Raw genomic sequence first — 23,914 nt, 5'->3', positions numbered from 1 at the left:
AACGAGCCCCAGATAAGAAAGGGAGCGGCCTGGCCGCTCCCTTTTTTCATGCCGACGGCGGCGTCACTTGAAGCCGTCGTCGCCGCTGCCACGGCGCTGCAGGTCAGGCGTCCGGCGCGGCTGGCCCGCGAGGTCCTGGTGCATGTCGCGGTCGGTCGGCGCGTCGTCGCCGTGCGCGCCGGCCAGGCCCTGGCTCGAGGGCAGGCTGCCGCGGTCGCGGGTGTCGGGCTGATGCTCCAGCCCGCCCGGCTCCTGGCCGTCGGCCAGGCCGGTACGTTGGGCCTGCGAGCCGACCTGGCTGCCGAGGCGCGAGCCCTGGCTGCTGCCGCCCGGTTGCGAGGACGGGGTGTTGCGAACTTGTGTCATGACGTCTCCTGTCGCGGCGAGTGGGCCTCGCAAACCGCGCGGGCCCTGTCACACCGCGGCAATCCCGATGCCCGTCGGCCGCCCTCCTGCCCCTGTCAGCACGCGCCCTGGGCGAACAAGGCCTGCACCCGACGCCGGACTTCGTCGGGCGACGGCTCTTCCAAATGCGTCGAGACGAACCACTTGTGCCCAAACGGGTCGACCAGGTGGCCACAGCGGTCGCCCCAGAACTGGTCCTGCACCGGCATCGTCACCTGCGCGCCGGCGGCCACCGCTTTCGCGACCGTCGCATCGACATCCGGCACGAACACCGAGACCGAGACGGCCGAGCCGCCCAGGGCCTTCGGGCCGGGCGACTGATAGTCGGCCCGCTCTTCCGTCACCATGAAGCTGGCCGGCCCCACCTTCATCTCGGAGTGCAGCACCTTGCCGTCCGGCGCGTCGAGCCGCATCACCAGTTCGGCGCCGAATACCTGCTGGTAGTAGCCGATCGCCTGATCGGCCCCCTGCACCACCAGATAGGGGATTGCGCCGCGCGCCGGCGGCACGGCGGGCACCGCACCCTTGCCGCCTGCGGCGGCCTGGGCCGCCACTTCGGCTCGCAACCGGTCCTCCTGCTCGCGCAGCTCCGGCGTGAAGGCCTCGCCGAAATCGGCGGCTTCGAACACCTGGCGGATCTCGATCTCGCTTTCGGTGCCGGTCGGGTTGGGGCAGCGCTTGACCCATTCGATCGCTTCTTCCTTGGACTTCACCTGCCACAGCCAGTAGCCGGCCAGCAACTCCTTGGTGTCGGCAAACGGCCCGTCGACGACGGTGCGGCGATCGCCCGAAAACCGCACCCTGGCGCCCTTGGCACTCGGGTGCAAACCCTCGCCGGCCAGCATCACGCCGGCCTTCACCAGCTCTTCGTTGAACTTGCCCATCTCGGCCAGCAGTTGCTCGCTGGGCATCACGCCGGCTTCGGTGTTGGCATCCGCCTTGATCAGGACCATGAATCGCATCGTGTTTCTCCTTGAGGGGTGGGTCGGAAGCAGTTGCTTCATCCACACGACGATCCTCGCACCGGAAAATCGACACGGCGGAACGCGAAAAGTTGTAACAGTCGCGGCCGACGAGGCGCCGTGGTGCGCGACGCGGCGGCGCCACGCCGCGCGTTGCACCGCGTCGCCGAGCCCGGCACACTACCGCGCGGCGCCGGATGCCGCAGCCATTCCGTCTCACTCCCACCTCCCTCCTCCTGCCCGCCACCTGGCGGGCGGGATCGCCCGATGACCGATACCCGCGCCGGCACGCCCGGCCCCCGCCTCGTGATGGCCCTCGGCGTCACGCAGATCATTTCCTGGGGCTCCATCTTCTATGCCTTTGCGCTGCTGGCCGACGATCTGGCGGCCGCGGTGGGCGCCGAAAAGACGACGGTCGTCGGGGCCTTCTCGGTCGCGCTGCTGATCGCCGGCCTTGCGTCGTCCGCGGTCGGCGGGCTGATCGACCGCCACGGCGGGCGCCGCCTGATGTCGGGCGGCTCGCTGTTGGCGGCGGGCGGGCTCGCGGCCCTGACCCAGGTCCAGACGCTGCCCCAGCTCTACCTGGTCTGGGCGGTCCTCGGTGTGTCGATGGCCGCCACCTTGTACGACCCGGCGTTTGCGGTGCTGGTACAGGCCTTTCGCGACGGTCACCGCAAGGCCATCACCGGCGTGACCCTGTTCGGCGGCTTTGCCAGCACCGTGTTCTGGCCTTTGACCCAAGCCCTGATCGAGCGCTTCGGATGGCAAGGCACGCTGTGGGTGCTGGCGGCCCTGCAGTTGTTGGTGTGTTTGCCGCTGCACGCGCGTGTGCTGCCGGGGCCGCCCGCGCGCAGCGAGGCGGTGCCGGCGCAACGCTCCCGGCCGCCAGCGTTACGAACCGTCTACCGCGACCCATCGTTCTACCTGCTGTGCCTGGCCTTCACCGGCAGCTCGCTGGTGTTCTCGGCGCTGTCGGTGCACCTGATCCCCCTGCTGCACCTGAAGGGCATGAGCCTGCAACAAGCGGCGTGGATCGGCGCGATGATCGGCCCGATGCAGGTGGCAGGACGGCTGCTCGAATATGCCTTTCTGGCCAAGGCCAGCCCGTCACGGGTCGGCTTGGTCGCGATGAGCTTGCTGCCGGCCTCGCTGCTGCTGCTGGCCGCGCTCACGACGCAGCAGGGCGGCTTCCTGCTGTTCGCCCTGCTCTACGGTGCAGGCAACGGCATCATGACCATCGTGCGGGGGGCCATCCCGGTGCAGCTGTATGGCCGCGAACACTATGGCGCCGTCAATGGCGCGATGGCCGGGCCGGCCCTGATCGCCAAGGCCGCCGGTCCGTGGGTCGCCTCGCTGATCCTCGCAGCGCTGACGCAGCCGGTGCACCTGGTGTGGGTGCTGGCGGGTGTCGCGGCACTGTCGGCAGGACTGTTCTCGCTCGCCGCGCCCTTGGCGGCACGACGGGCAAGGGCCCGGGCCGAGGCCGTCTGAAGACGGGCTACTCCAACACCGCCTGCAACTGCTCCCACCCGACCGGCTTGGTCAAGTGGGCGTCGAAGCCGGCCTCGGCGGTGCGGATGCGGTCGCTCTCCTGCCCGTAGCCGGTCATCGCGACGATACGGGCCGGCGCGACCTTGGGCTCGGCGCGCAACCGGTGCAGCACGTTGAAGCCACTGTCGCCCGGCAGGTTGAGGTCGAGCAGCACCACCTGCGGCTGGAACTCGGCCGCGACGATCACCGCCGCCTTGCCATCGTGCACCGCGCGTGCGTCATGGCCCATCGCGACCAGCAAGGCCGCCATGGTGTCGGCCGAGTCGCGGTTGTCGTCGACCACCAGCACCCGCCGGCCCGGCGTGCCGGGCTGTTCGCCCGCCGCGCCGGGGCTGTCGGCCTGGTCGTCGAGCGCGGTCGGCAAGCGCACCGTGAAGCGGCTGCCGCGCCCGCGTCCTTCGCTTTCGGCGCGCAAGGTGCCGCCGTGCATTTCGATCAGCGTACGCGCCAGGGTCAAGCCGATGCCCAGGCCGCCGTCACCGCTGGCGCCTTCGCCGTCGCTGTCTTCCTGGACAAACAGGTCGAAGATGCGCTGCAGCGCGTCGGGTGCGATGCCACGGCCGTTGTCGCTGACGCTGGCCACCACGAAGCCGTCCTCGACGTCCACCCGCACCGACACGCGGCCGCCCGGGTCGGTGTACTTGGCAGCGTTCGACAACAAGTTCTGCAGCACCTGCACCAAGCGGGTGTCGTCGCCCCACACCATCACGGCCTGCGGCGGCAGCTTCACCGACAGCTCGTGGCCGCGCTCGGCCAGCAGCGGGCGCGTCGCCTCGACGCTGCGTTGCACCACCTCCCGAAAGCCGATCCGCTGGCGCTTCAGGCTGATCTTGCCGGTGGTGATGCGCCCGACGTCCAGCAGGTCGTCGACCAGGCGCGTCAAATGGCTCAACTGGCGGTCGACGATGTCGCGGCTGCCGCGCAGCTTGGCGGGAAACTCCGGCGCGATCTGCATGATGCTGACGGCATTGCGGATCGGCGCCAGCGGGTTGCGCAACTCGTGGCCCAGGATGGCAAGGAACTGGCTGATGCGGCGCGCCGAATGTTCGAGTTCGGCCAGGCGGCGGCGCTCGGTCATGTCGCGCGTCACCTTGGCAAAGCCGCGCAAGTGGCCTTCTTCGTCGTACACCGAGCTGACCGTCACGAGCGCCCAGAAGACACTGCCGTCCTTGCGCACACGCCAACCTTCGTCGGTGGTGCGGCCGTACTTCAGCGCCTGCGCCAGCTCTTGCTCCGGCTGGCCCAGCAAACGATCTTCGGCGGTGTAGAAAAGCGAGACATGGCGCCCGATCACATCGGCGGCGCTGTAGCCCTTGATCGCTTGTGCGCCGGCGTTCCAGCTCTGAATGTGGCCTGAGGGGTCGAGCATGTAGATCGCGTGGTCGCGGACCCCGTCGACCAGCAGCCGAAAACGCTCCTCGCTCAGCCGCAGCGCCTCTTCGTTGCGCCGCCGCTCGGTCAGGTCGCGCGTGATCTTGGCGAAGCCGTCCACCTCGCCCTGCTCGTTGCGCAGCGCCGTGATGACGACATTGGCCCAGAAGCGCGTGCCGTCCTTGCGCACCCGCCAACCCTCGTCTTCGAAGCGGCCGTCGCGCCGCGCGCGCCTCAGTTCTTCCTGGGGCCACTGCCTGGCGTTGGCTTCGTCGGGATAGAACACGGTGAACGGGCGGCCGATGATTTCGTCGGCCCTGTAGCCCTTGATCTTCTCGGCGCCGACATTCCACGACGAAACGATGCCGTCGTTGTCGAGCAGGAAGATCGCGTAGTCCACCGCCCCCTCGACGAGCAAGCGCAGCCGTTCCTCTGCCGGACGCCCGACGGCCACCGGCGGATGCGGAGGATTTGGCCGGTCAGACGGCACGGGGGGAGCGGACACGGATTTCCTTTCGTAACAGGCCGCGGCGGACGACCTTCCTATGGTACGTCCCTCGTCGCACGGGCTGGAGCGCCGTCGCCGACCGGCAACGTGAAGCAGGGCACGTCGGGTTTGGTCCCGTCGCGTCCACGGTCACCATTGTTGGTCCGTCCCCCTGCCCTCACCGCCCATCGCCATGTCCCCCGAGCACCCTCTCGTGAGCATCCACGGCCGGCTCGGCTCGATCGACTTCTTCGATCTCGCGTCGCACTTTGGACGCATCTTCGTGAACACCCGGACCTCCGTGGCGACGGCCGACAGCAGCAAGCGTGAGCCTCCCGCATCCGCATGAAGTGCAGGCGCACCGTGCGGGCGACTGGCAAGAAGTCACATGATGCAAAGGGCCGGCGCCACGGCGTGCGTGCAAGCAGGGCTGATGTGAAATCCGCCCTGTTTCATTTTGTTTCGTTTGCTAGCCTCGCGTTTTTTTAACGAGGAGGAGCGTCATGAAGCACGCCGTCATCATCGCCGCCGCCCTGGTGCTCAGCGGTTGCGCCAGCATTTTCTCGGGCAGCACCCAGTCCGTCACGATCTCCAGCGAACCCGCTGGTGCCAACATCGTCGTCCTCAACCGCGCGGGTATCCAAGTGCACAGCGGCACGACGCCGGCGACGGTCACGCTCAACCGCGGCGCTGGCTACTTCAAGTCGGAAAGCTATGTGGTGCGGGTGCAGAAGGAAGGCTATGCCCCGAAGGAAGTGACGCTGACGGGCACTGTCAACGGCTGGTACTTCGGCAACATCCTGGTCGGCGGCCTGATCGGCATGCTGGCGATCGACCCGGTGACCGGTGCGATGTACTCGCTGCCGTCCTCCGTCAATGCCACGCTGGAGCCGTCGTCGGCCAAGACCAGCGCCGCGCCGGCGTCGATGACCATCGTCGCGGTCGAAGACGTCGCCCCTGAAGTGATGAAGAAGGCGCGCCTGATCGCCACGTTCTGAGCTGCCGCGGCAGCACCTGTCGGCCCGTCTCGACGCCTTGCGCGTCATGCGGGCCGATCCATTTCTCACACGGCTTGCGCGCCACCTGGCGACGCATCCCCCCGTCAGTGCCGCACCGGCTGCCGACGCCGGCCTGCCCGGGACCGCCTGGCGCGCTGTTCAGCGACACAGTTCCCGCAGGCCTTCGACGAGACGGTCCAGGTCTTCCCGCCTCGTGTAGATGGCCGGCGTCACCCGCACCACGTCGCCGCGCACCGGCCCGGCACGCCGCACCGTGAGCACGCCGTGCCGGTCCCGCAAGGCGGCCACCACTGCGTCGGCCTCGGCCGGACTGCCGCGACCGCGCAGTCGAAACGACGTGATGCCGCCCACCATGCGTGGATCGTTGGGCGTCAGGATCTCTAGCCCCGGCCAGTCGCGCACCTGCTCTACCCAGTGGTTGCGCAGCGCGCGCAGCCGTGCCTCTTTGGCCCGTGCGCTGATGCGCCGGTGCAATTGCAGCGCGGCGGGAATCGTCAGCCACGCGGCGAAGCTCGGCGAGCCGGTGTGGATGCGCGAGCGGATGTCGGTGTCGGGAAAGTCGCGGTCGCCGAAGTAAGGATCGATGGCCGCGAGGCTGTCGCGGCGGATGTACAAGCAACCGCAGCCCAGCGGCGCGCCTATCCATTTGTGCAGGTTGAACGCGGCGTACGGCACGCCGAGGCTGGACGCGTCGAAGTCCAGTTGCCCCCAGGAATGGGCCGCGTCGACGATCACCTCGGCACCGGCCGATTGCGCCAGGGCCGCCAGCTCGCGCACCGGCAGCACCAACCCGGTACCGTGGGTGAGGTGGGTCAGCAGCACCAGACGTGTGTTGGGATGCTGCCGCAGCGCCTCGGCATAAGCGTCCAGCACGCTCTGCCGTGTGGCCGGCTCCGGCATCGCGAGGCTCACCGGCACCACGCCGCGGCGCTGGCGCAACCACTCCATCGCGCTGCGCATCGCCGGATAGTCGAGGTCGCTGTAGAGCACGGTGTCGCCGGGCTGCAGCCGGTTGTAGCCGCCGATCAGCGCCAGCATCGCTTCGGTGGCGCCCCGGGTCAGCACGATCTCGCCCGGCTCGCAACCGAGCGCCTTGGCCACGGTGTGGCGCAGACGTTCGAGCACCTCGGGCCAGCGCTCTCGCAGCCACAGCGTGTTCTCGAAGTTCACGCGGTCGATCCAGTAGCCCAGCATCTCTTTGACCGGCTCGGCCATCACACCCCAGTAGCCGTTTTCGAGGTTGGTGAGCGCGGTCGAGGTCTTGTAGAGATCGGAGACCGCGTCCCAGAACGGCTCGTCGGACTCGGCGCCGTGGACGGGCGCCGGAGGCAGTTGTGCCAAGGCGGCCTCGAAGGACGGCAGTCGGTGATCCAGGTCGTGCATGCGGCGATGGGAGAGGAGGATGGGCTGCGGCAGTCTATGCAACATCAGGCGGACGGCGCAAGCCCGACCGCCGATCGCCGCCCGTTCGCCCACAGTCCTCCATCGCGCCGGCGTCGCCCCTTACGCTTTTGGACCGACGCTCGGCGGATGCCGGGGCCGCAGTGCCTCTCCGGCAAGCCGCCGGGTCACCGCTGCGTCGCGGCTTTCATCCTCACCGCCACGGCTTCGTGAACCACGGCCACCACCTGGTCGCCCACCTTCACGTCTGCCAGGGTTGCCTTGTCCTTCACCCTGAAGTCGGCCACGCGGCCTTGCGGCCCTTGCAGCCGCACCGTTTGCTCGTGTTGATCGACTGCCAGCACGTTGGTCACCACCGTCGTGCGCTTGTTGGCCTGCAGGCCGGGCTTGCCGTCCTGCTGAGTCCGTGCCTCGGCTTCCGCTTCCACCTGTTCGCGGATGCCGTCTCCACCTTTGCGCAAGGCCACGGCCACGGCGCGCTGGTAGTCCAGGCGAATCAGGTCGCCTACCTTCACACGGTCCAGCGCCACCGAATCATCGACACCAAAGGTTCGTTCCTGGCCTTGCGGCCCCTTCAAGGTGACGGTGCGCTGCTCTGCCTCCACAGCAGAGACCGTCCCGGTGACGCTGGCCTGCAGGCCGACGACCTTGAGACCGGTGTCGGACGGCGCGGCGCTCACGGTCAGCGGCGCGGCCGACACGCACACCACACCCATTGCAAGCGAGGTAAGGAAGGATGACATGGACAGCATAGGTTCTCCTGTAGAACGGCCGTTGCGGCCTGACATCTCACGGTAGGCGTGCCCACTCGGCGCTGCCACTGTGGTCGGGGGCAGGCGGCCCTGCCTGCGCTCCTCCTGAGCGTCGTCCGTCCGCCCGCCTGTCGCCTGCACCGAGTCCGAGGGTGTGGCAATGGTCTTCGGTGCGGCGGGCCAGCCCATTGACGGCCTAGACGGGCATCCGCGCTATCGGCTCCGAGACGATCAACCGTGTGCCGGTCACGTTCTGAACCGCGGCCAGCTCGACACCCGGCGCCAGTTCCTTCAGGACCAGGCCGCTCGCCGTCGGCTCCATCACCGCCAGCTCGGTCACGATGAGGTCCACGCAACGGGCGGAGGTCAGCGGCAAGGTGCACTGCTCGACGATCTTCGGCTTGCCCTTGACGGTATGCGTCATGGCCACGATGACACGGCGGGCGCCCGTGACGAGATCCATCGCACCTCCCATGCCCGGCACCATGCTGCCGGGCACCATCCAGTTGGCCAGTCTTCCGGTCTTGTCGACCTGCAAGCCGCCGAGCACGGTGACGTCCAGATGCCCGCCACGGATCAGGCCGAACGACATGGCGCTGTCGAAGGTTGCCGAGCCCGGCAACGCGCTGATCGAATTGCCGCCCGCGTCGGTGAGATCTTCGGCCTCGAGGCCCTCTTCGGTGACGGCTTGCATGCCGACGATGCCGTTCTCGGACTGGAAGAAGATCTGGGCCCCGGGCGGCACCATCGAGGCCACCAGCGTCGGCAGACCGATGCCCAGGTTCACGAGATAGCCGGGGCGCAGTTCGAGCGCGACACGTGCGGCGATCAGCCTTTTCTCATCCATGGACGGGCTCCCGGGCGACGAGACGATCCACGAGCACGGCAGGGGTCATGACGTCATCGGGTGCGATCACGCCGACCGGGACGATCTCTTGCGGTTCTGCCACCACCGTGTCTGCGGCCATCGCCATCAGAGGGTTGAGGTTGCGGGCGGTCAAGGCGTAGACGAGGTTGCCGATGTGATCGGCCCTTCGTGCGCACACCAGTGCGTACTGGGCCCGCAGCGGCATCTCGAGCAGGAAGACCCGACCCTCGATCTCGAGCGTGCGTTTGCCCTGCTCCACGATGGTGCCGACGCCGGTCGGCGTCAGCACACCGCCCAGCCCGTAGCCACCGGCCCTGATCCGCTCGGCGAGCGTGCCCTGCGGCACCAGTTCGACCTCGAGCACGCCGTCCATCATCTGCCGCTGTGTCTCTGGGTTGGTGCCGATATGGCTGACGACGAGACGACGAACCAGGCGTGCCGAGATGAGCTTGCCGATCGCGACGCCAGGGCGCGCGCTGTCGTTGGCGATCACGGTCAACTCCTTCTTGCCTTGCCGGACCAGCTCATCAATCAGGCGGCGCGGCGAGCCCACGCCCATGAAACCTCCGATCATCAGCGTCGCGCCATCGGCGACGTGATCGATGAAATCGGCTGCCTTGACGGTTTTCCCCATAGGTGCCCTCGGCTGGTGATGGGTGCAGGGGCGCAAACATGCCCGCGCGACGGAATGTCAGCGTGCGGTCCAGCCTCCATCCATCGGAAGGGCTGCGCCGGTGATCGAGATGGCGCTGTCCGAGCACAGGAACAACACCAGGTCGGCGAGTTCCTGCAACGAGACAAAGCGCTTGTTCGGTTGCGAAGCGAGGATGACGGCTTCAATCACCTGCTGCTCCGACATGCGGTGCGCCCGCGCCTGCTCCTTGATCTGGCCCTCCACCAGCGGCGTGCGCACATAGCCCGGGCAGATCGCGTTGCAGGTGATGCCGGTCTCGGCCACTTCGAGCGCGACGGTCTTCGTCAGGCCCAGCGTGCCGTGCTTGGCGGCGACATAGGCCGATTTGAAGGGTGAGGCGATCAGGCCGTGCGCCGACGCGATGTTGATGATGCGGCCGCGATTGCGGCGCTTCATGCCGGGCAGTGCCGCCTTGATCGCATGGAAGTTCGAGGTCAGGTTGATGGCCAGGATCTGAGCCCACTTCTCGTCCGGGAACTCCTCGACCGGCGCAATGAACTGGATGCCGGCGTTGTTGACCAGGATGTCCACCGCACCGAACAGCTGCTCGGCCTCGACCACCATACGTCGGATCTGCTCGGGCTGCGCCATGTCGGCGGCCGAGTAGGCGATCTGAACGCCGGTCTCGGCCTGCAGTTGCGCGCGTTGCCGTTCGATCTGGCTGGCCTCGCCGAAGCCGTTCAGCATGACCTTCGCCCCGTCGCGGGCCAGCGCCTCGGCGATGCCCAGCCCGATACCGCTGGTCGACCCGGTCACGATGGCGGAAAGTCCTTTCAGCATGATCGCTACTCCAAGGCAGTTCAGGGAGGGACAGGACCGCGGGCAGCTGAACGAAGGTGGTCCGGCAGTAGAGCTTTAAGAACGGGAACCCCTCTTACGATAGGCGCCGACGAGGGGCGGTGTATCAGCGCAAGGGGCAGCGTCGATGACCTGAGACCCAGGGCCGTTGAGGCCCGCTCGTCCAAGCTGCATCGGCAGCCGTCAGCCATGAGGGACTGCCGGGCCTTGCGTCACTTGACGGCGTATCCCTTGCCTTCGAGGCACGCGGCACGGGCTTTTGCAAACGACTGCTGCTGCTGTTGCAGGGCGGCTTGCTGCTGGGCATCCGTTTGAGCGGTGGCCGTGTTCTGTCGCCTGCTTTGTCCGCGTGCTGCGACAGCGCCCGCCGCCGCGCCGGCGCCGGCATCGTCCCCAACCATCTCGCCGACCACCGCGCCCCTCGCCGCGCCACGCGCGCCGGCGCCGGGCGTCGTTTGGGTGGGGCTCACGCCAGTGGTGTTCGATGCGGCGTTCTGTCGCCTGCTTTGCCCGCGTGCCGCTACAGCGCCCGCTGCCGCGCCGGCGCCGGCGTCGTCGCCGACCATCTCGCCGACCACGGCGCCTCTCATCGCGCCGCGCGCGCCGGCACCGGGGGTCGTTCCGGTGGGAGTCGTCGGCTGCTGGGCGACCGCAGCGGCTGGAGGCGGCCGCGCAGGATCGAAGCCACTCTGCTCGATGGCCCAGCCTTGGCAGGCCGCCTCGTCGCTCTTCTGCTGCGCCGGCGTCTGTCCTCGGGCCGGATGGACAAACTGCTGCTGCTGCGCCTTGGCATTGAAGACTAGCATCGTGGATAAGGCCAAGATGTACCAGGACCGTCGACTCATGTCGGTGACCTCCCACAATTGAAAAGAAGCAGGGTTGACGCGACGGTCGCCGCGGCAAGGCCGATGTGTCATCTTGGCACGCAGGTCAGCAGCGGAATATGAGACCTAGGTCCAATGCCGTATCTCGTTCCGCCACCACCCTCAGTGCGCCTTGTGAGGCAAGAGGACTGCGCGCGTCCGTTGTCTGCGAGGGACGGCCCGGGCGTCGCCCTCAGCCGTCGCGCCGGGCCACCAGCACTGTCTGATAGAACACCCCGCGCCACTCCTCGAATCGAGGGATGGGCAGGAGGCGCACTTCGTCGACCTGCACCACATGCCCGCGCATGTTTGACCGCGGTGCCGCCGACCGACGTCGTAGGTTCTCGTGGCGTGCCTTGCTCGTACACGGACGGCCTGCATTCAGGGGGTGGAGCGGCAGCCTCGGCCCGGCTTCGTGGTTTTGTTCACGCCCAAACAATCGCCACGCTCGGGGCGCCTCGCACACGCCGCGAGCGCTCGCTTTCAGGCAGTGCAATATCCAGCCGCCACACCACCCACCCCGGTGTCGCCGTCGCCCGGCCCGGATGGGTCGGCCAGCGCCGATGCAAGGTGCGCCAACAACCCGCCCTGCCCGTCGTCACCGCGGGCGCAAGGACATGCCGGTCCGGGTCGCCGCCGCCGTTCCGAGGACAAAAGGGGATGGTCGCGTCAGTGAACAGGCGTTCGCCGCATCGCAAGCCTCGGGAGGAGCGCTTACCATCGGGCCGCCTTTCCGCACACCTTTCTTGCACATGATTCGCATCGCAGTTGCGCGAGCACTATCGATCTTTGGCCACCCAGCGGTGCTGATGCCGGCAGCTGTCAGCTGGGCAGGTGCCGTCAATGACTCCCGATCACCCAGCCCCCCAAAAATGCGCGTACTTATTAGCCTTCTTCTTGCCATCGCAATGAAGGGAGCCTTCGCCACCCAGCAGGGTCCCGACCTCGTAGTGATGGACGGGGTCAACAAATATACGTACTCCACTCCGCTGGATGCGGCACAGGAAGGCGACCCCGCGTTGTGGCGACGCATCGAGTCTCAATTGCCGTCGGAACGGTGCAGCGCAATCTGGCGCGGCTACTCGGCGGTCTGGCAAATTGCAGACAAGGAACTGCGCCTGGTGTCGCTGCGCGCTGCGAATTGCCGGTCAGGCAAAGAGATTCCGCTGTCGATCTTGTTTCCAGGCCAGGTCGCGCCCGTCAAGGCGCAATGGTTCTCTGGAGAACTCCTGTTCGAGCGTGGACCCGAGGTGCCCGGGCCGTGCGGTTTCTCGCCGACGTGTCCGTCTGGCTACGATGTACTCATCTTCAAGAACGGCAAACAGGTCCGTAGTGAATATCGGCCGCTGGAGCGTTAGTACCAAACGGACGTCTTCCGGCAAGTCCGAAGCTGCCGCTCATGTGCAACGTCAAGGGCCTCATCCGATGAGCTTCCACGTACAACGCATTGTTGAATCGTCCGACGGCATCTATCAGCCGCCACCGCTTCGGCTTGAGCTAGCGCTCGCCGCCTCACTGCTCGTTGTCCTCGCTGTGTTGCTGCTTCTCGGAAGGCTCTCGCTGGCGTCTGCCGCCGTGTACGTGGCGCTCGCGTCGATCCCGGCGACATTTCGCCTGGTCCAACTTCGCAAGTTCGGTCCGCTGGGACCACCCACCCTCTCCATCGCAGGCGGCCGCCTCTTCATAGCTCGTCCAGCCGACTCGCGTGGTGGCATATCTATCGCGCTCTCGGAACTTCAGCGCCTTCTGGTGTACGGGCGGTGTGGCCGGCGGACCTACAGAATGGTCAAGCTCGACGGTACGTACCTTGAGGCCGTCCCAATGTGGAGACCAACGCTCGATGACGCCGTCATTCAGTTCCTAATTCGTGCGTTACCTGACCGTGTCACCGTGGAGGAACCCCAGACCATGTTCGCGGCCGTTCGAGGCGATGGTCCATCAACCGGCCCCTAACTCCCCGCCGAGACGGAAGGCGCCCGATGGCAAGGCCACGACAGCCTCGGTTTGTCGCAACGGGTCGGGGCAGTCCCGGGCATTGCCGCCAGGATGTTGCACTTCCAATATTTCGGCGCTAACGGCGCAGATGAGCGTCGGCACCCGACGTATTGGCATCAGGCCGCCTGCCGGTCCATAGGACTCAAGCCATTGCACCGGCCGATCAGCACCGGCTGATAGAACACGCCATCCAGTCGAACGACCTGCTCAAAGCCGGCTTCCACCATCAACTGTTCCAGCCGCCCGGTCGAGATCGCGTAGTAGCGCGAGCGCATCGCGTGGGTCTGCACCGCTTGGGTCCGCGTGTCTTCCTCGACGAAGAAGAAGGTGATGTCGCAATACGCGCCGTCGAAGTCCCACACCTGGAACAGCAGGTAGCGGCGCTCACCTTCGACCCGCACGCCATAAGGCTTGACGATGTTGACCCCGCGTGGCTCGGCGTCGTAATCGCGCACCGTGATCAAACAGCCGCCACCCGGGCGCAAGCAGGCGTGCATCTGCTGCAATGCGAGCAGGATCTCGGCGTCGGTCAGCAAGTGAGGCAAGGAGTTGTCGGCGCAGACCACGACGTCGAACCCACTGCCGTGATGTGCATGGGCTTGGCGCATGTCGGCGACCGAGAACGGTATCGAGAGCCCCCGGGCTTGGGCCTCGGCGCGCGCACGTTCGACTTCGCGTGGCGACAGATCGGAGGCCACCACCTGGTAGCCTCGCCGCGCCAGTGCGAGCGCCTGCGTGCCGATACCGCACGAGACGTCGAGCACCTTGCGACCGCCGGGCCAGCGGCTGTCGATCAACGACCCCAGTTGCTCGCCCTGGCGTTCGATGCTGGCGTTCCAGTCCTGGTGGATCAGGTGGTAGTACGGGGTCAGGCTGTCGTAGAAGGTGGTGTCGTGGGTCACGGGGTCTCCTGTGTCGGGCACCTCATCGATGCTACCGACGGCGAGCAGTGCTTCCCCGGGGACCTGTCAACTCAGCCGGCCCATCCTTGCAAGCGCTTTGCCTCCCGTTCGGCCAGCGCCTTGCGCACCACCGCACGCAGCGTCTGCTGCGCATAGCCCTCCAGCCGGCAGCGCGGCACACCGGCCACACACGTCACGTCCACCACCGGGTGCGCCGGCAGCCCTCGCACCAATGCGTCGGCCAGGGGCGACAGCTCGCCCAGTTGCACGGCCCACACCGTGGGCTGTTCGATCAGCCACGACAAGACATGGTGTCGGTGCGCGCGCACCACCCGCTCGCGCACGCCCAGCACCACCGACACCGATCGGTGGCTGGCCACGGCAAGGCCCAGCACGCCGAGGCGCCGCTGCATCAGCTGGTACCACTCGCGTTGACGCGCGGCGGTCAGCCGGGCGTCGAGCGTGGTGTGGAACCAGAACGTGTTGTCGGGATGAGGGGCGGGTGCGAGACCGATAGGGGAGGCAGTCGACGTACTGGGGCGCAAGAGAGAGCACGGCGCGCACGGCGCCGTAAAGGCAGACGCAGTCTCGACCACTTCGCGGTCCTCCCCAAAGTCCGTCACAATGCAGCGGCCTCACGTCGCACTGCCGCGCGTTTTTTCATGCAGGATGACATTTTCCCGCCGTCAAACCCTATGTCAAGTCTTTTTGTCGTTCAGGATGACTTTAAGCCCAGGAGTAGGGCGTGATCAAGTGTCATCTTTCCCGGCTGATGGGTGAGCGCAAGCTCAAGATCTTGGACGTCGCTCGCCAGACCGGGCTGCATCGAAACACGATTACGCTGCTGTATCACGAGACGGCGGCCCGCGTGGAGTTGGAGACGATAGACAAGCTGTGCGAGTTCTTCGACGTGGAAGTCGGGGAGCTGTTCGAGCGGACGTCGGCCCCCGCCACTCCCAGGTCGGGTCGCACCTAACGCCCGACCGCTCGCTCGGCGGCTTTGGACGCCGCCTCCTGCCCCCGCCCTGCCACCGTCACGCGGGCCTGACGCTACCCTGCCCTCCAGGCGCGGCCTGCCGCTTCTGCAGGTGATACGTGAGCGAGGCGGCGATGCAGAACGCGAGCGCATCGCTCTTCAGCTCTTGCTCGAGGTCGAACACCAGGGCCCGGTTGCCCTCGAACCGGAAGTCTGCCGGGAACAGCCGGCGGAACGTCTCGACCAGATCGGTTTGGCAATGGAAGTACATCGCGTACCGCCCCGGCGCCTTGGCTTTCCAATCCATGCGCACCGTGCTGCCGGCCTTGTTCGGCGTGACATAGGCCGGCTCGCCCCATTTCAGGGTCTCCTGGATCTCCCCGACACCCGGCGTCTGCCGAGCCGTGCGGAACACCAGTTCGCGCAGCGCCAGCATCTTGCGTCGCACCTGCAGTGGATACGTGTCGAACTTGGCCGCGACGTCCTTGCTTGTGAACGGTGTCATCTGGAGGCTCCGGTGGGCTGCGCACCATTCCATCATGGATCGTCACGGCGGAGACAACGGCTCGCCGCGATGACGACGCCCTGCAGTGCCGAGGTACAGTCGGCGCACCGACAACAGGCCAAGGCGCTGCGCGATCTCGAGCACCGGCACGTGTCGACCACCGGGACGGAACGGCCGCCACCGTGGCGGGGCCGCACACCACACCGTCCGACCCCGACCCATTGGAGGCTACGATGACGGCTCTTTGGCATGACACGGCACACGACCTCTGCGACGTGGAGGCGTTACGCGCGCTCTACGGTCTCCCCAACGAGGCCTCGGTCAAGAAAGAGGCCGATCATGTCCACCCGCTCTACCGGCCCTTCATCGAAGCCTCCCCGTTCGCGGTGCTCTGCACCGTAGGGCCCGACGGACCGGACGCATCGCCGCGCGGTGACGCGCCCGGCTTTGTCGAGGTGGCCGACGCCCACACGCTGCTGCTGCCCGACCGGCGCGGCAACAACCGCATCGACAGCCTGCGCAACGTGGTGCACGACCCGCGCGTGTCGCTGCTGTTTTTGCTGCCGGGCCACCGCGAGACGCTGCGCGTGCTGGGCCGCGGGCGCATCTCGACGCACCCAGGGTTGCTGGCCCGTCACGCGGTGCAGGACAAGCTGCCCCGCTCGGTGCTGGTGGTGCATGTGACGAAGGTGTTCTTCCAGTGCGGCCGCGCGGTGATGCGCTCGCAGCTGTGGGAGCCGGATCGGCAGGTGGTTCGCGAGAGCGTGCCGACGCCGGGACAGGTGCTCGAAGTGCTGAGCGACGCGAGCATCGACGGGGCGGCCTATGACGCGGCGCTGCCGAAGCGGCAGCGTGAGACGCTGTATTGACGGCTGAGCCGTGACGCGTCGCGTTTGTCCGCGCCTCGCGCCGTTGTCGAATATATTTGACTACTCACCCGCGCTTCGGTACTCTTGGCCGATGCTGCCGCTTGTCGAAGTCAGTCGCGCTGTTCGGTCTCGTCGCTCCGACATGGGGCTGACGCAGACCCGTCTCGCCCAGCTCAGTGGTTTGTCGCGCGCCACGATCAACCAGATCGAAAACGGCTCCATCAAGGACCTGAGCCTGACTCGCACCGCACGCCTGCTCGAGGTGCTCGGCCTGTCGATCAACATCAGTCCTGCTCGGCCCCAGCCGCCTGAAAGCGCACGAGAGAAAACCCCTGCCTCGATCCTTGCGTCTCGCACGGCCAGCGTCAGCTATCGAGACGATCTACCGCCGGACGTGCTGAAGGCGTCGTTGCTAACTGGGCAGGTGCCTTCAGAGTTCGTGCCTCATCTGAACGCACTGCTTGAGGATGCATCGGTCATCCTGTTGTCCCGAGTGGTGGACGAGCTGAATGCCGAGTGTGGCGTCGAGAGAGCGCAGATCTGGGCCAACATGCGCTCGATGGCTCGCAAACTTGGCAGCCGTCGGGACATCTGGGGATGAGCAAGCCGGACTTGTCTCGGCCCGGCCCGTGGACCGAGCTCTTTCCACATGCGCTCGCGCTCATGAACCACTTGGAACGTGAGACACGTAACCCCTTGTGGACGTTTGGCGGGGGTACCGTGTTGATGCTTCGCCTTGGCCACCGGCAAAGCAAAGACATCGATCTGTTCGTCCCTGATCCTCAGTATCTCGGCTACGTGAGCCCCCGGTTGAGCGACGCCGCCGAAGCGATCACCGCCGACTACGAAGAGCACGCCGAGTACATCAAGCTTTTCCTGCCTGCAGGTGAGATCGATGTGGTGGTGGGCCAGTCGCTCACCGCCGATCCCTTCGATGTCGTCCAGCACGCCGGCAGGCCGCTCCGCCTGGAAACCTGCGGAGAGATCATCGCGAAGAAGATGTGGCACCGCGGTGACCACGTAAAGGCGCGCGACCTTTTCGATTTGTGCGCTGTGGCGGTGGCGGAGCCGAAGGCCATCGAACACGCTGCTCCGTTCATGCGGCGACACGGCGCCGCGTTCCTGCAGGGGCTGCGAGAAGCAAGCGACGTATTGAGAGCGGACTTCGACCGAATCGATTCAATCGGCCGGCACCCTTCCTTCAATGAATGCGTGCGCATTGCGACAGAAGTCATAGAGCCGACCCTCGGGTCTGAAACGTCATCGTCTGCAGACGCCGACGGCGATCCTGCGCCTTGAAGCGTCACGCACCTTTGTCGAGACTTACGATCAAGAGGCTGATCCGGCCGCGGTTGCCAACTTCCCCATCAACATCGCTGGCAAGCTCACTACCGTCACTCGTCGTTGCCCTTGTACACCTCGCGGAACTTGGTGATCCCTATCCCGTTCAGGGCGTACTCGTTCATCTTCTGTGAAATGAAGCCAGCCATGGAGTCGTGGATGTAGCGGTCGAAGAATTCCTCCATCGCAGGCGTTACAGAGGCAGGGTCGACGCGCTCGGCCACCTCGTGCAGGTACTTGTCCGCGGTGGTTCTTGATAAGCCGGCGGCCTTGAGCATCGCCTTGTGAAGTGCAGCGGCGCGCTTGGCATCAAAGTCGGGATCCATGGGGTCGCCTTGGGACAAATGCGCCAATCGCTCGATAAAGCTGTTCTGCGTCGTCTTTAGGAATCGTTGGTCATTCGGTGCAGCGGCGTTGTAGGGATTCCGAGAGAAGAACTTGTGTCGCTGCTTGAAGCGATGGCTAAAGTAGAGCGACATGTGCCGGCGGTGCATGTCGTCAACGGAACTGTTACCCACCTTCGCGTCAGCAAGATACGCATTGAAGCTGCGCACGACCGAGTCTGAGGGAGTGAGGCTCTGTTGGAGATAGCGATCGAGCCTGGCGAACGGTTCGAGAGGAACTCCGGCTTTCCGAGCTTCGTGGTACATGCGCACACCCGGAATGATCGCAAGGAAGTCGTTCTGCTGATGTGAGACTCCGAGGGCACCGGGAGCATATCCTCCTCCTACATCCGAGTGAGCCCCCGGGTAGAGGACCTCTCGAACGTTGGCGGGGTACTTGCTCTTCACGCAAGCGGAATCGAGCGGAAAGCACGCACGCACTTCGTGCCCTGCAACAAAGTGGAGGCACTGCTCCACGGCGGGATGAATCTGCAAGGCCTGATCCGCCCACGACTGATGGCCCTCCCAGGGTAGGCCGTCCAGCAGGCTGGGAAGCCCCACGGACGCCACCGTGTCCCAGATGCCGAGGAACATCACCCGCAGGGGGATCCCGGCCAAGGTCCAACCGCCGTTTTTCTGTTCGCAGACTTCGAACAACCAGTTCACGAATACACGGGCTTCGGCGGCACCCCGCGAAAATCCAAACACGGAGACGTTGATCTGCTCCACCCTCGGCTTTTTGCCCTCCAAGGCCGCCGCCAGCTTCTCTTGCCAGGTTCGCAGAACCAAACGGCGCAGACTCGGAGGAGTGAAACTGGACGCGACGTTGCCGACGATCGTGTCAGCCTGCGCGTTGGGGATGAGAGGGTTCTTCGTAACGAACCGGTGGGGCGCATTGATCAGCTGTAGCAGGCCCCAAATGATCCGGTCCTCGCCCCGGAACGAATTTGCTGAGCCTAATGCGCCGCCGCCGTCTCCGATCTCCGGGAAGGGGGTGCCCACCCCCGGCACATAGATGCGGATGTACCCATCGCTTGGGTTGTCCCGGTGGGTCTGGAACAACTTTACGACGTTGCTGTGCTTGCGCTTTTCGGCGGGTTGATCGTAGTAGTCGACCTGCATGTTATTGCCGGTCCCGTCAAAGAAAATGCCGGCGAATACCTGGCCGGAGCATTTCGGCTTGTTGTCCTGAGGGACGGAGCAGCTCAGCGCCTTCAGCCGCTGGAGCTGTTCTTTCGCGGAAAGTTGCCGAAGGCCACCGTTGGGAAAAGGTGCAGGACTGGCAGTCGTCATGGTGCGGCCGTTGGTTTGCGCTGAGGATAGGCAGGTTGATAGTCGGGATGTTCGGGGTACGAGAAACTGGCCTTCACGAACACCTTGTCGCCCGGCAAGAAGTGGATATCGAAATGTTCGAGGTCTTTTTCGCTGTATTCGGGAACCTCGACGGTCCGCGTCTTCCAAGGGGTGTCGTCGATGACCGGCACCCCGTCTTCCTTCACGATTTGGCCCTGCGCATCGCGCTTGAACTCACCGTCCTCTCGCCATTTGATCGTGACCTTCAAGCCGGGTCGCCACTTACGGGGCAAAGTGACGCAGCAAACCTGGCCTCCGCCGCCACCCTTTGCAGGGATGTTGAGAACACCGCCTTCTCCATTGACCACGACCGAGACAATCGACTTCTCGGTATGGTTCACTCCAAGGTAGCTGAGGCTTACCCTGTCCTTCCCTCCGCAGGCCGTTGTTGCCATGGCAAGGCTTCCTATGCAGACCAAAGGCGCCACTCTGGCAGCAATTGATGGGCGCTTCACCGCGAATCCCCCACTACCGACTGACTGCTGATCTGCGGCGATTGGAGGTGGGTGCACAGAAGCACGGTTCCAGCAATGACGCACACTGCGCGTTCCTCGCTTTGCCCTAAGAAAGTAGCTCGCCTCACGCCGTCTCCTCCGGCATCAGTTCCATCAACTTGTCGTTCAGCTCTCCTGGCCGCCAAGTACCGTCGGTGAGCCTAGCAACAAGGCGCTCATCATCCACCAAGCCGGGTTGCAGAACGCAGGCGACGGCAAGTGCGACCAGATCAGGGAAGGCTTGCACGCCGCAACGGGCGGCGACATCGTGTGCACGACTCACCTCACGATAGAAGGCCCCATGCCCAGTGGCTGGCAGCAGGTCGGGGCAGTGTTCTCGCATCGCTTCGATGAGTGTGTCTGGCATCGCATGGTGAATCAGGCGATCCACCTCGACGTCGGCGAGTGTGATCTCCGTGTCGCTCGCCATGCCACTAAACGACTTGGCGGCGAGGGGCACAGGGTAGATCAAACCGTCCCGACCGGGTGCCTGCCACTCGACCAGCGGCTGTACCACACGGGCCCAGTGGGCTGGAGACAGCGCAAGCGGCAACGTCGGAATCACGCGTGTATCGGCGAGGCGCAAAAGAAACTTCTGGCCGTCGTCGGTGGCCGGATAGATGCAAGCCTGCCAAGCGGCGACAAGGTCTTCGATGGGCCCAGGAACTTGCACAAAGCTGAGCATCGGACGCGCGCCGCAGTGCAAGGCCAGTGTGGTCAGGTCACTCTTGGCCTCTTCGGCCACCAAGCCGAGCTTCATCAGTGTTGGCGAAACCGGGTGAAGCTGCGCAAGTGCGCCAGTTTGGTACAGCGAGACGCTCTCCCGGTGCCACTGCAGTCGGACCCCGCCATGGTCGAAGGCAAGGTCGACTAGCGCCCACCACGAGCTGCCGTTGCCTGTCTCGGCGGAAAGACGGGGCAGCATTACATCGAGAATGCTCGCCCGCGTTGTCTTTTCAAAAGCGAAGTACATCGGCTCGTCAGACTTTTGCGAGAGGTGAGCCGCTTTTCAGTGCACCGAGTAGACACTCGATACACAGGAAGTTGGGCAACTGAGGCATGGGGTACGGCTCTTGTCCCGGCCCCGCGAAACTCTTCTTCCCCGCATGCACCGTGATCTTCCCCGGGCACTGCGTGACGATGCCGTTCCCATCGATCGTGATGCTCGCCCCACCGGCCGTGGCCAGCGTGATCTTCTTCGCCGACGCCCAGTCGATGTGGGCGTTCTGGCTCTTGATGTCGATCTGCTGTTGAGCCGCCACCTGCAGCGTGCCGGCTTGCGCCTGGACGTCGAGGTCGCCTTGCGCCGCGACCACGGTCAGGCCCGTGCCCGCTGCGCCTTGGCCCACCTTGACGCTGCCCGCCAGCATGCCGATGGCCTGACCCGTGTGTAAACGCGCTTGGCCGCCCGCCGCCACATGCGTGTCTTGCCCGCTGGCCGAGTGCACCGCTTCACCGGCGGCCACTTGCACGTCCTGCCCGGCGCTCAAGCCCAGCCCGGCCTTGGCCGCGACGGCCACCACCGGGTCGGTCGTGTGCGGCAGCTTGTCCTGTGCCGCGCGGGTTTGCTTCTGCGCGGCGTCATCGAGCGCGACGTCATAACCGTGTTGCGCCACCATGCCGCTTAATGCGGTGTGCAGCGCCTTCAGCGGCGCGGCCTCGGCGTCCAGCGCGCTGCTGTTGGCTTTCTGCGTGCCCACATGCCCCGCCTGCTGCACCGTCTGGTGTGTCTTGGCCGCGTCGCTCAAGGTGTGCGACAACTGCAGGGCCTGCTTCGCCAGTGCCATGCCCGGCGCGTCGTCGCCGGCCGGCACCGTTGCCGGCGTGCCGAAGCTGCTCAGCAACACGCCGCGTCCACCTCGCAATGCCCCATAGGCATCGCTGCGCAATTCGAAACCCGTGCCCCGGAAACTGCCGCGATGGTTGTCCGCCTGGTGCAGCAGGTGCCCGAGGTTGAGCCAGGTCGCGTACTGCGTGTTGCCCGCCTGCACCCGCAACTGCCCGTCGCTGTCGTCGAAGACCAGTTGGTTGTGACCCTCGCCGCCGAATTCCTTGCTCTTCACGCCGCTCAGTGCCGCGGCATTGCGCTGGTGGTCTTCGGCCGCGGCCGCGCCGTGCCAGGCCGGGCCTTGAGCACCGGCCAGATTGCCCTGGCCGCTCGGGCCGTGGTCGTTGGACTGGCCGAACACGCTGGTGTCGGTCTCGGCCGCGGCACCGCCCGGCGTCGCCGGCACGCCGCCTTCGCCACGGCCGTTGTAGAAGGCCGCCAGCACCACCGGGCGATCGATGTCCAGCTCTTCGAAATGCACCAGCACTTCCTGGCCGATGCGCGGTACGAACTGGGCACCCATGCCAGCGCCGGCATACCGCTGCGCCACCCGCACCCAGATGCTGTGGGCGCTACTGCCCGCACCGGCGCTGCCACCCGCCTGCCAGTGGAACTGGACGCGCACGCGCCCGAGCCGGTCGGTGTAGATCTCGTCGGCGCCTTGCGGCAGGGGGCTGCCCTCGGCCCCCACCACGATGGCGCTTTGCGGCCCGTGCACCGTGGGCTTGGGGTTCAGCCTCGCGCCGGTGTCGTCCACCCGCATCGGGCGCCAGGGGCGCTGTGCCGGCAGACACTCGAACTCGTTGGCATACCCGCTGGCCTGTGCTTGCGCACGCAAGGTGTCCGACAGCTCCACGCCGTCGAGCGCTAGCTCGCAGCGGCCCAGCCGTGCCGCAACACGCTCGTTCAGGTCCTTCGGCAGGTTGTTGATGCCGGCTTGCCGCACCGCCGTGACGGTGTAGCGGGTCGCTTCCCCCTCTGTGAGTGGCGCGTCGCGCAGCACGAACTGGGTGCCCGGACGCAGGCTGCGAACCGTGCTGTCACCCACAAACCGCTGGCGTCGCGCCTCGTGCGCTTCGAGCAGCCGGCGGCTGTAGTGCTCGCTGGCCAGCGCGGTGACGCCGTTGTGATGGTCGACGCCGCCGCTCGGGTCATAGCTCTCCAGGTGCGGCGCGTACTCGCCGCCCACGGCGCCCAGCGTGGGCACGCTGACGCTGCGCCCGGCCTTGGCGTCGTAGTGCCAGGCGTGCAGGGTCAATGCGGCGGGCGCCAAGCGGTGCCCCTGCGTGAAGCGCTGCACCGCGTCGCTGTCTTCCTGGCTGCTGGCACGGTGGAAACGGATGCCGCCGTCGCGCTGGCTGCTCGGGTCCTCCGGAAGGCGGGCGCTGTCGGAGAAGAACAAGACGCGGTGGCCATGCGGCGCCGCTTCGTCCTCTTCGTAGCACCAGCCGATGCCCTCTTCGGCCAGGATGCGGCGGATGAAGTCGTAATCGGTTTCGCGGAACTGGTTGCAATAGTGGCGCGGCGGCACCTGCGCCAGCTCGCTGCTGACCTCGTCGGACCATCGCCAAGCGGCGACACCGCTGTGCGCAGCGAAGATCGACTCGACGATCTCGACCACCGTCTTGTCGATGAAACTCTGGCTGCGCTGCTGAAGTTTCAGCACCGCGAGCCACGGGCGGATGACCAATTGATAACGGGCCAAGCCGCCATCGGACTGCAAGGTGCCCGCCTGCATCACGATGCCCGAGCGGGTGGCACGGCTACCGTCGGGCAGCGAGACATGCAGCACGGCGCGCTGCCCGAGCAACTGGTCGAGGGGCAGATGCGCGTCCGGACTGAGCGCCGTCACGCGGTATTCGAAGGTGTCCGACAGGGCCTCGTCAGCGACCCAGGACTCCACCAGCAAGCCATCCACCGCGCCGTTGCCGTGCAGTTCGAAGAGCCGGGTGTCTGAAGTAAACGTCACGCCGAGCGCGTGCGCGATCGTGTCGAGCACGGCCGACGCCGTTGGCGACCCACGGGGCATCACCCCTCCCATTGTTCTGTGGCCGGCGATGGGACGCTCGGCCATTCATTCGTAAACCGCAAGTCTCG

25 protein-coding genes and 1 pseudogene are annotated in these 23,914 nt (G+C 66.1%); 9 read left to right on the top strand and 17 right to left on the bottom strand.

From position 1 onward, the window contains the following. Positions 1–63: 63 nt before the first annotated feature. From AAW51_RS04415 to AAW51_RS04410, 3 genes and pseudogenes are all read right to left on the bottom strand, one after another. Positions 64–366 carry a hypothetical protein gene (locus AAW51_RS04415; protein WP_047193626.1) on the bottom strand — a complete coding sequence of 101 codons (303 nt, stop codon included), beginning with the start codon at positions 364–366 and terminating at the stop codon, positions 64–66. A 95-nt stretch (positions 367–461) separates the two neighbouring features. Continuing rightward, complete coding sequence (locus AAW51_RS30380; protein ID WP_238947879.1) at positions 462–878, bottom strand: VOC family protein; 417 nt, start codon at positions 876–878, stop codon at positions 462–464. 78 nt (positions 879–956) lie between these two features. Next, positions 957–1,367, bottom strand: a pseudogene (locus AAW51_RS04410) (YciI family protein); the annotation flags it as partial. A gap of 267 nt (positions 1,368–1,634) precedes the next feature. On the opposite strand from AAW51_RS04410, the gene AAW51_RS04405 reads away from it, so the two are divergent. Then, positions 1,635–2,858 carry an MFS transporter gene (locus tag AAW51_RS04405; protein ID WP_047193625.1) on the top strand — a complete coding sequence of 408 codons (1,224 nt, stop codon included), beginning with the start codon at positions 1,635–1,637 and terminating at the stop codon, positions 2,856–2,858. 7 nt (positions 2,859–2,865) lie between these two features. Here the strand turns inward: AAW51_RS04405 and AAW51_RS04400 are convergent, their stop codons facing one another. Further along, a complete protein-coding gene (locus AAW51_RS04400; RefSeq protein WP_238947758.1) occupies positions 2,866–4,794 on the bottom strand; it encodes a PAS domain-containing hybrid sensor histidine kinase/response regulator in 1,929 nt (642 codons plus the stop codon). 196 nt (positions 4,795–4,990) lie between these two features. On the opposite strand from AAW51_RS04400, the gene AAW51_RS31095 reads away from it, so the two are divergent. Together AAW51_RS31095 and AAW51_RS04395 are read left to right on the top strand one after the other, a co-directional pair. Next, positions 4,991–5,125 carry a hypothetical protein gene (locus AAW51_RS31095; protein ID WP_256365058.1) on the top strand — a complete coding sequence of 45 codons (135 nt, stop codon included), beginning with the start codon at positions 4,991–4,993 and terminating at the stop codon, positions 5,123–5,125. A 154-nt stretch (positions 5,126–5,279) separates the two neighbouring features. After that, on the top strand, positions 5,280–5,774 hold the full coding sequence (locus AAW51_RS04395) for a peptidase associated/transthyretin-like domain-containing protein (protein ID WP_047193623.1): 495 nt from the start codon (positions 5,280–5,282) through the stop codon (positions 5,772–5,774). Positions 5,775–5,933: 159 nt separating this feature from the next. Here AAW51_RS04395 and AAW51_RS04390 read toward each other — a convergent pair whose 3' ends face one another. The 6 genes from AAW51_RS04390 to AAW51_RS27850 form a co-directional block, all read right to left on the bottom strand. Continuing rightward, positions 5,934–7,178 carry an aminotransferase class V-fold PLP-dependent enzyme gene (locus AAW51_RS04390; RefSeq protein WP_047193622.1) on the bottom strand — a complete coding sequence of 415 codons (1,245 nt, stop codon included), beginning with the start codon at positions 7,176–7,178 and terminating at the stop codon, positions 5,934–5,936. A 185-nt stretch (positions 7,179–7,363) separates the two neighbouring features. Further along, a complete protein-coding gene (locus AAW51_RS04385) occupies positions 7,364–7,939 on the bottom strand; it encodes a hypothetical protein (RefSeq protein ID WP_157359615.1) in 576 nt (191 codons plus the stop codon). 205 nt (positions 7,940–8,144) lie between these two features. Next, a complete protein-coding gene (locus AAW51_RS04380; protein ID WP_047193620.1) occupies positions 8,145–8,795 on the bottom strand; it encodes a 3-oxoacid CoA-transferase subunit B in 651 nt (216 codons plus the stop codon). Beyond that, positions 8,788–9,450, bottom strand: a complete 663-nt coding sequence (locus tag AAW51_RS04375) for a CoA transferase subunit A (RefSeq protein ID WP_047193619.1) — start codon at positions 9,448–9,450, stop codon at positions 8,788–8,790. Before AAW51_RS04375 ends, AAW51_RS04380 begins: the two co-directional genes overlap by 8 nt. 57 nt (positions 9,451–9,507) lie before the next feature. After that, positions 9,508–10,290: a 3-hydroxybutyrate dehydrogenase gene (locus AAW51_RS04370; protein ID WP_047193618.1), complete on the bottom strand. Its 783-nt coding sequence runs from the start codon at positions 10,288–10,290 to the stop codon at positions 9,508–9,510. A 230-nt stretch (positions 10,291–10,520) separates the two neighbouring features. Then, positions 10,521–11,171, bottom strand: a complete 651-nt coding sequence (locus tag AAW51_RS27850) for a hypothetical protein (RefSeq protein ID WP_053013337.1) — start codon at positions 11,169–11,171, stop codon at positions 10,521–10,523. A gap of 752 nt (positions 11,172–11,923) precedes the next feature. Between AAW51_RS27850 and AAW51_RS04355 the strand changes: the two genes are divergently transcribed. Both AAW51_RS04355 and AAW51_RS04350 read left to right on the top strand, forming a co-directional pair. Next, positions 11,924–12,529: a hypothetical protein gene (locus AAW51_RS04355; protein WP_157359614.1), complete on the top strand. Its 606-nt coding sequence runs from the start codon at positions 11,924–11,926 to the stop codon at positions 12,527–12,529. A gap of 67 nt (positions 12,530–12,596) precedes the next feature. Further along, positions 12,597–13,124 carry a hypothetical protein gene (locus tag AAW51_RS04350; protein WP_047193617.1) on the top strand — a complete coding sequence of 176 codons (528 nt, stop codon included), beginning with the start codon at positions 12,597–12,599 and terminating at the stop codon, positions 13,122–13,124. Between the two features lie 158 nt (positions 13,125–13,282). On the opposite strand, the gene AAW51_RS04345 is transcribed toward AAW51_RS04350, so the two are convergent. After that, entirely contained in the window at positions 13,283–14,068 is a 786-nt protein-coding gene (locus AAW51_RS04345) for a class I SAM-dependent methyltransferase (protein WP_047193616.1), read from the bottom strand. Between the two features lie 71 nt (positions 14,069–14,139). After that, positions 14,140–14,613 (bottom strand): hypothetical protein, encoded by a 474-nt coding sequence (locus AAW51_RS04340; protein WP_157359613.1) that lies wholly within the window; start codon positions 14,611–14,613, stop codon positions 14,140–14,142. A gap of 200 nt (positions 14,614–14,813) precedes the next feature. On the opposite strand from AAW51_RS04340, the gene AAW51_RS04335 reads away from it, so the two are divergent. Continuing rightward, entirely contained in the window at positions 14,814–15,044 is a 231-nt protein-coding gene (locus AAW51_RS04335) for a helix-turn-helix domain-containing protein (RefSeq protein WP_047193614.1), read from the top strand. A 58-nt stretch (positions 15,045–15,102) separates the two neighbouring features. Here the strand turns inward: AAW51_RS04335 and AAW51_RS04330 are convergent, their stop codons facing one another. After that, positions 15,103–15,549, bottom strand: coding sequence for a DUF1801 domain-containing protein (locus tag AAW51_RS04330; protein ID WP_047193613.1), 447 nt, complete (start codon positions 15,547–15,549; stop codon positions 15,103–15,105). Positions 15,550–15,782: 233 nt separating this feature from the next. On the opposite strand from AAW51_RS04330, the gene AAW51_RS04325 reads away from it, so the two are divergent. The 3 genes from AAW51_RS04325 to AAW51_RS04315 all read left to right on the top strand — a co-directional run bounded on the left by AAW51_RS04325 (position 15,783) and on the right by AAW51_RS04315 (position 17,717). Beyond that, complete coding sequence (locus AAW51_RS04325) at positions 15,783–16,418, top strand: pyridoxamine 5'-phosphate oxidase family protein (RefSeq protein ID WP_047193612.1); 636 nt, start codon at positions 15,783–15,785, stop codon at positions 16,416–16,418. Between the two features lie 91 nt (positions 16,419–16,509). Then, entirely contained in the window at positions 16,510–17,019 is a 510-nt protein-coding gene (locus tag AAW51_RS04320) for a helix-turn-helix transcriptional regulator (RefSeq protein ID WP_083438079.1), read from the top strand. Then, positions 17,016–17,717 carry a nucleotidyl transferase AbiEii/AbiGii toxin family protein gene (locus tag AAW51_RS04315; protein ID WP_047193611.1) on the top strand — a complete coding sequence of 234 codons (702 nt, stop codon included), beginning with the start codon at positions 17,016–17,018 and terminating at the stop codon, positions 17,715–17,717. The genes AAW51_RS04320 and AAW51_RS04315 overlap by 4 nt, the downstream gene beginning before the upstream one ends. Positions 17,718–17,812: 95 nt before the next feature. Here the strand turns inward: AAW51_RS04315 and AAW51_RS04310 are convergent, their stop codons facing one another. From AAW51_RS04310 to AAW51_RS04295, 4 genes are all read right to left on the bottom strand, one after another. Next, entirely contained in the window at positions 17,813–19,435 is a 1,623-nt protein-coding gene (locus tag AAW51_RS04310) for a T6SS phospholipase effector Tle1-like catalytic domain-containing protein (protein ID WP_083438078.1), read from the bottom strand. Beyond that, complete coding sequence (locus AAW51_RS04305) at positions 19,432–19,890, bottom strand: DUF3304 domain-containing protein (protein ID WP_047193610.1); 459 nt, start codon at positions 19,888–19,890, stop codon at positions 19,432–19,434. The genes AAW51_RS04310 and AAW51_RS04305 overlap by 4 nt, the downstream gene beginning before the upstream one ends. Before the next feature lie 184 nt (positions 19,891–20,074). Next, positions 20,075–20,962, bottom strand: coding sequence for a DUF4123 domain-containing protein (locus AAW51_RS04300; RefSeq protein WP_053013334.1), 888 nt, complete (start codon positions 20,960–20,962; stop codon positions 20,075–20,077). 7 nt (positions 20,963–20,969) lie between these two features. Then, complete coding sequence (locus tag AAW51_RS04295) at positions 20,970–23,816, bottom strand: type VI secretion system Vgr family protein (RefSeq protein WP_047193609.1); 2,847 nt, start codon at positions 23,814–23,816, stop codon at positions 20,970–20,972. Positions 23,817–23,914 lie beyond the last annotated feature (98 nt).

Origin of the sequence: Caldimonas brevitalea (assembly GCF_001017435.1) — a bacterium.
GTDB classification, from domain to species: Bacteria; Pseudomonadota; Gammaproteobacteria; order Burkholderiales; family Burkholderiaceae_C; genus Caldimonas; species Caldimonas brevitalea.
The sequence above is the reverse complement of the archived record's forward strand: the minus strand, read 5'-3'. Positions and strand labels throughout refer to the sequence as shown.

Coding starts and splice junctions, on each gene's coding strand:
- AAW51_RS04310 (WP_083438078.1), bottom strand. CDS start 19,435: ATGACGACTGCCAGTCCTGCACCTTTTCCCAACGGTGGCCTTCGGCAA.
- AAW51_RS04300 (WP_053013334.1), bottom strand. CDS start 20,962: ATGTACTTCGCTTTTGAAAAGACAACGCGGGCGAGCATTCTCGATGTA.
- AAW51_RS04395 (WP_047193623.1), top strand. CDS start 5,280: ATGAAGCACGCCGTCATCATCGCCGCCGCCCTGGTGCTCAGCGGTTGC.
- AAW51_RS04375 (WP_047193619.1), bottom strand. CDS start 9,450: ATGGGGAAAACCGTCAAGGCAGCCGATTTCATCGATCACGTCGCCGAT.
- AAW51_RS04325 (WP_047193612.1), top strand. CDS start 15,783: ATGACGGCTCTTTGGCATGACACGGCACACGACCTCTGCGACGTGGAG.
- AAW51_RS04305 (WP_047193610.1), bottom strand. CDS start 19,890: ATGGCAACAACGGCCTGCGGAGGGAAGGACAGGGTAAGCCTCAGCTAC.
- AAW51_RS04350 (WP_047193617.1), top strand. CDS start 12,597: ATGAGCTTCCACGTACAACGCATTGTTGAATCGTCCGACGGCATCTAT.
- AAW51_RS04330 (WP_047193613.1), bottom strand. CDS start 15,549: ATGACACCGTTCACAAGCAAGGACGTCGCGGCCAAGTTCGACACGTAT.
- AAW51_RS04380 (WP_047193620.1), bottom strand. CDS start 8,795: ATGGATGAGAAAAGGCTGATCGCCGCACGTGTCGCGCTCGAACTGCGC.
- AAW51_RS04320 (WP_083438079.1), top strand. CDS start 16,510: ATGCTGCCGCTTGTCGAAGTCAGTCGCGCTGTTCGGTCTCGTCGCTCC.
- AAW51_RS04315 (WP_047193611.1), top strand. CDS start 17,016: ATGAGCAAGCCGGACTTGTCTCGGCCCGGCCCGTGGACCGAGCTCTTT.
- AAW51_RS04385 (WP_157359615.1), bottom strand. CDS start 7,939: ATGTCATCCTTCCTTACCTCGCTTGCAATGGGTGTGGTGTGCGTGTCG.
- AAW51_RS04370 (WP_047193618.1), bottom strand. CDS start 10,290: ATGCTGAAAGGACTTTCCGCCATCGTGACCGGGTCGACCAGCGGTATC.
- AAW51_RS04415 (WP_047193626.1), bottom strand. CDS start 366: ATGACACAAGTTCGCAACACCCCGTCCTCGCAACCGGGCGGCAGCAGC.
- AAW51_RS04405 (WP_047193625.1), top strand. CDS start 1,635: ATGACCGATACCCGCGCCGGCACGCCCGGCCCCCGCCTCGTGATGGCC.
- AAW51_RS04390 (WP_047193622.1), bottom strand. CDS start 7,178: ATGCACGACCTGGATCACCGACTGCCGTCCTTCGAGGCCGCCTTGGCA.
- AAW51_RS04355 (WP_157359614.1), top strand. CDS start 11,924: ATGATTCGCATCGCAGTTGCGCGAGCACTATCGATCTTTGGCCACCCA.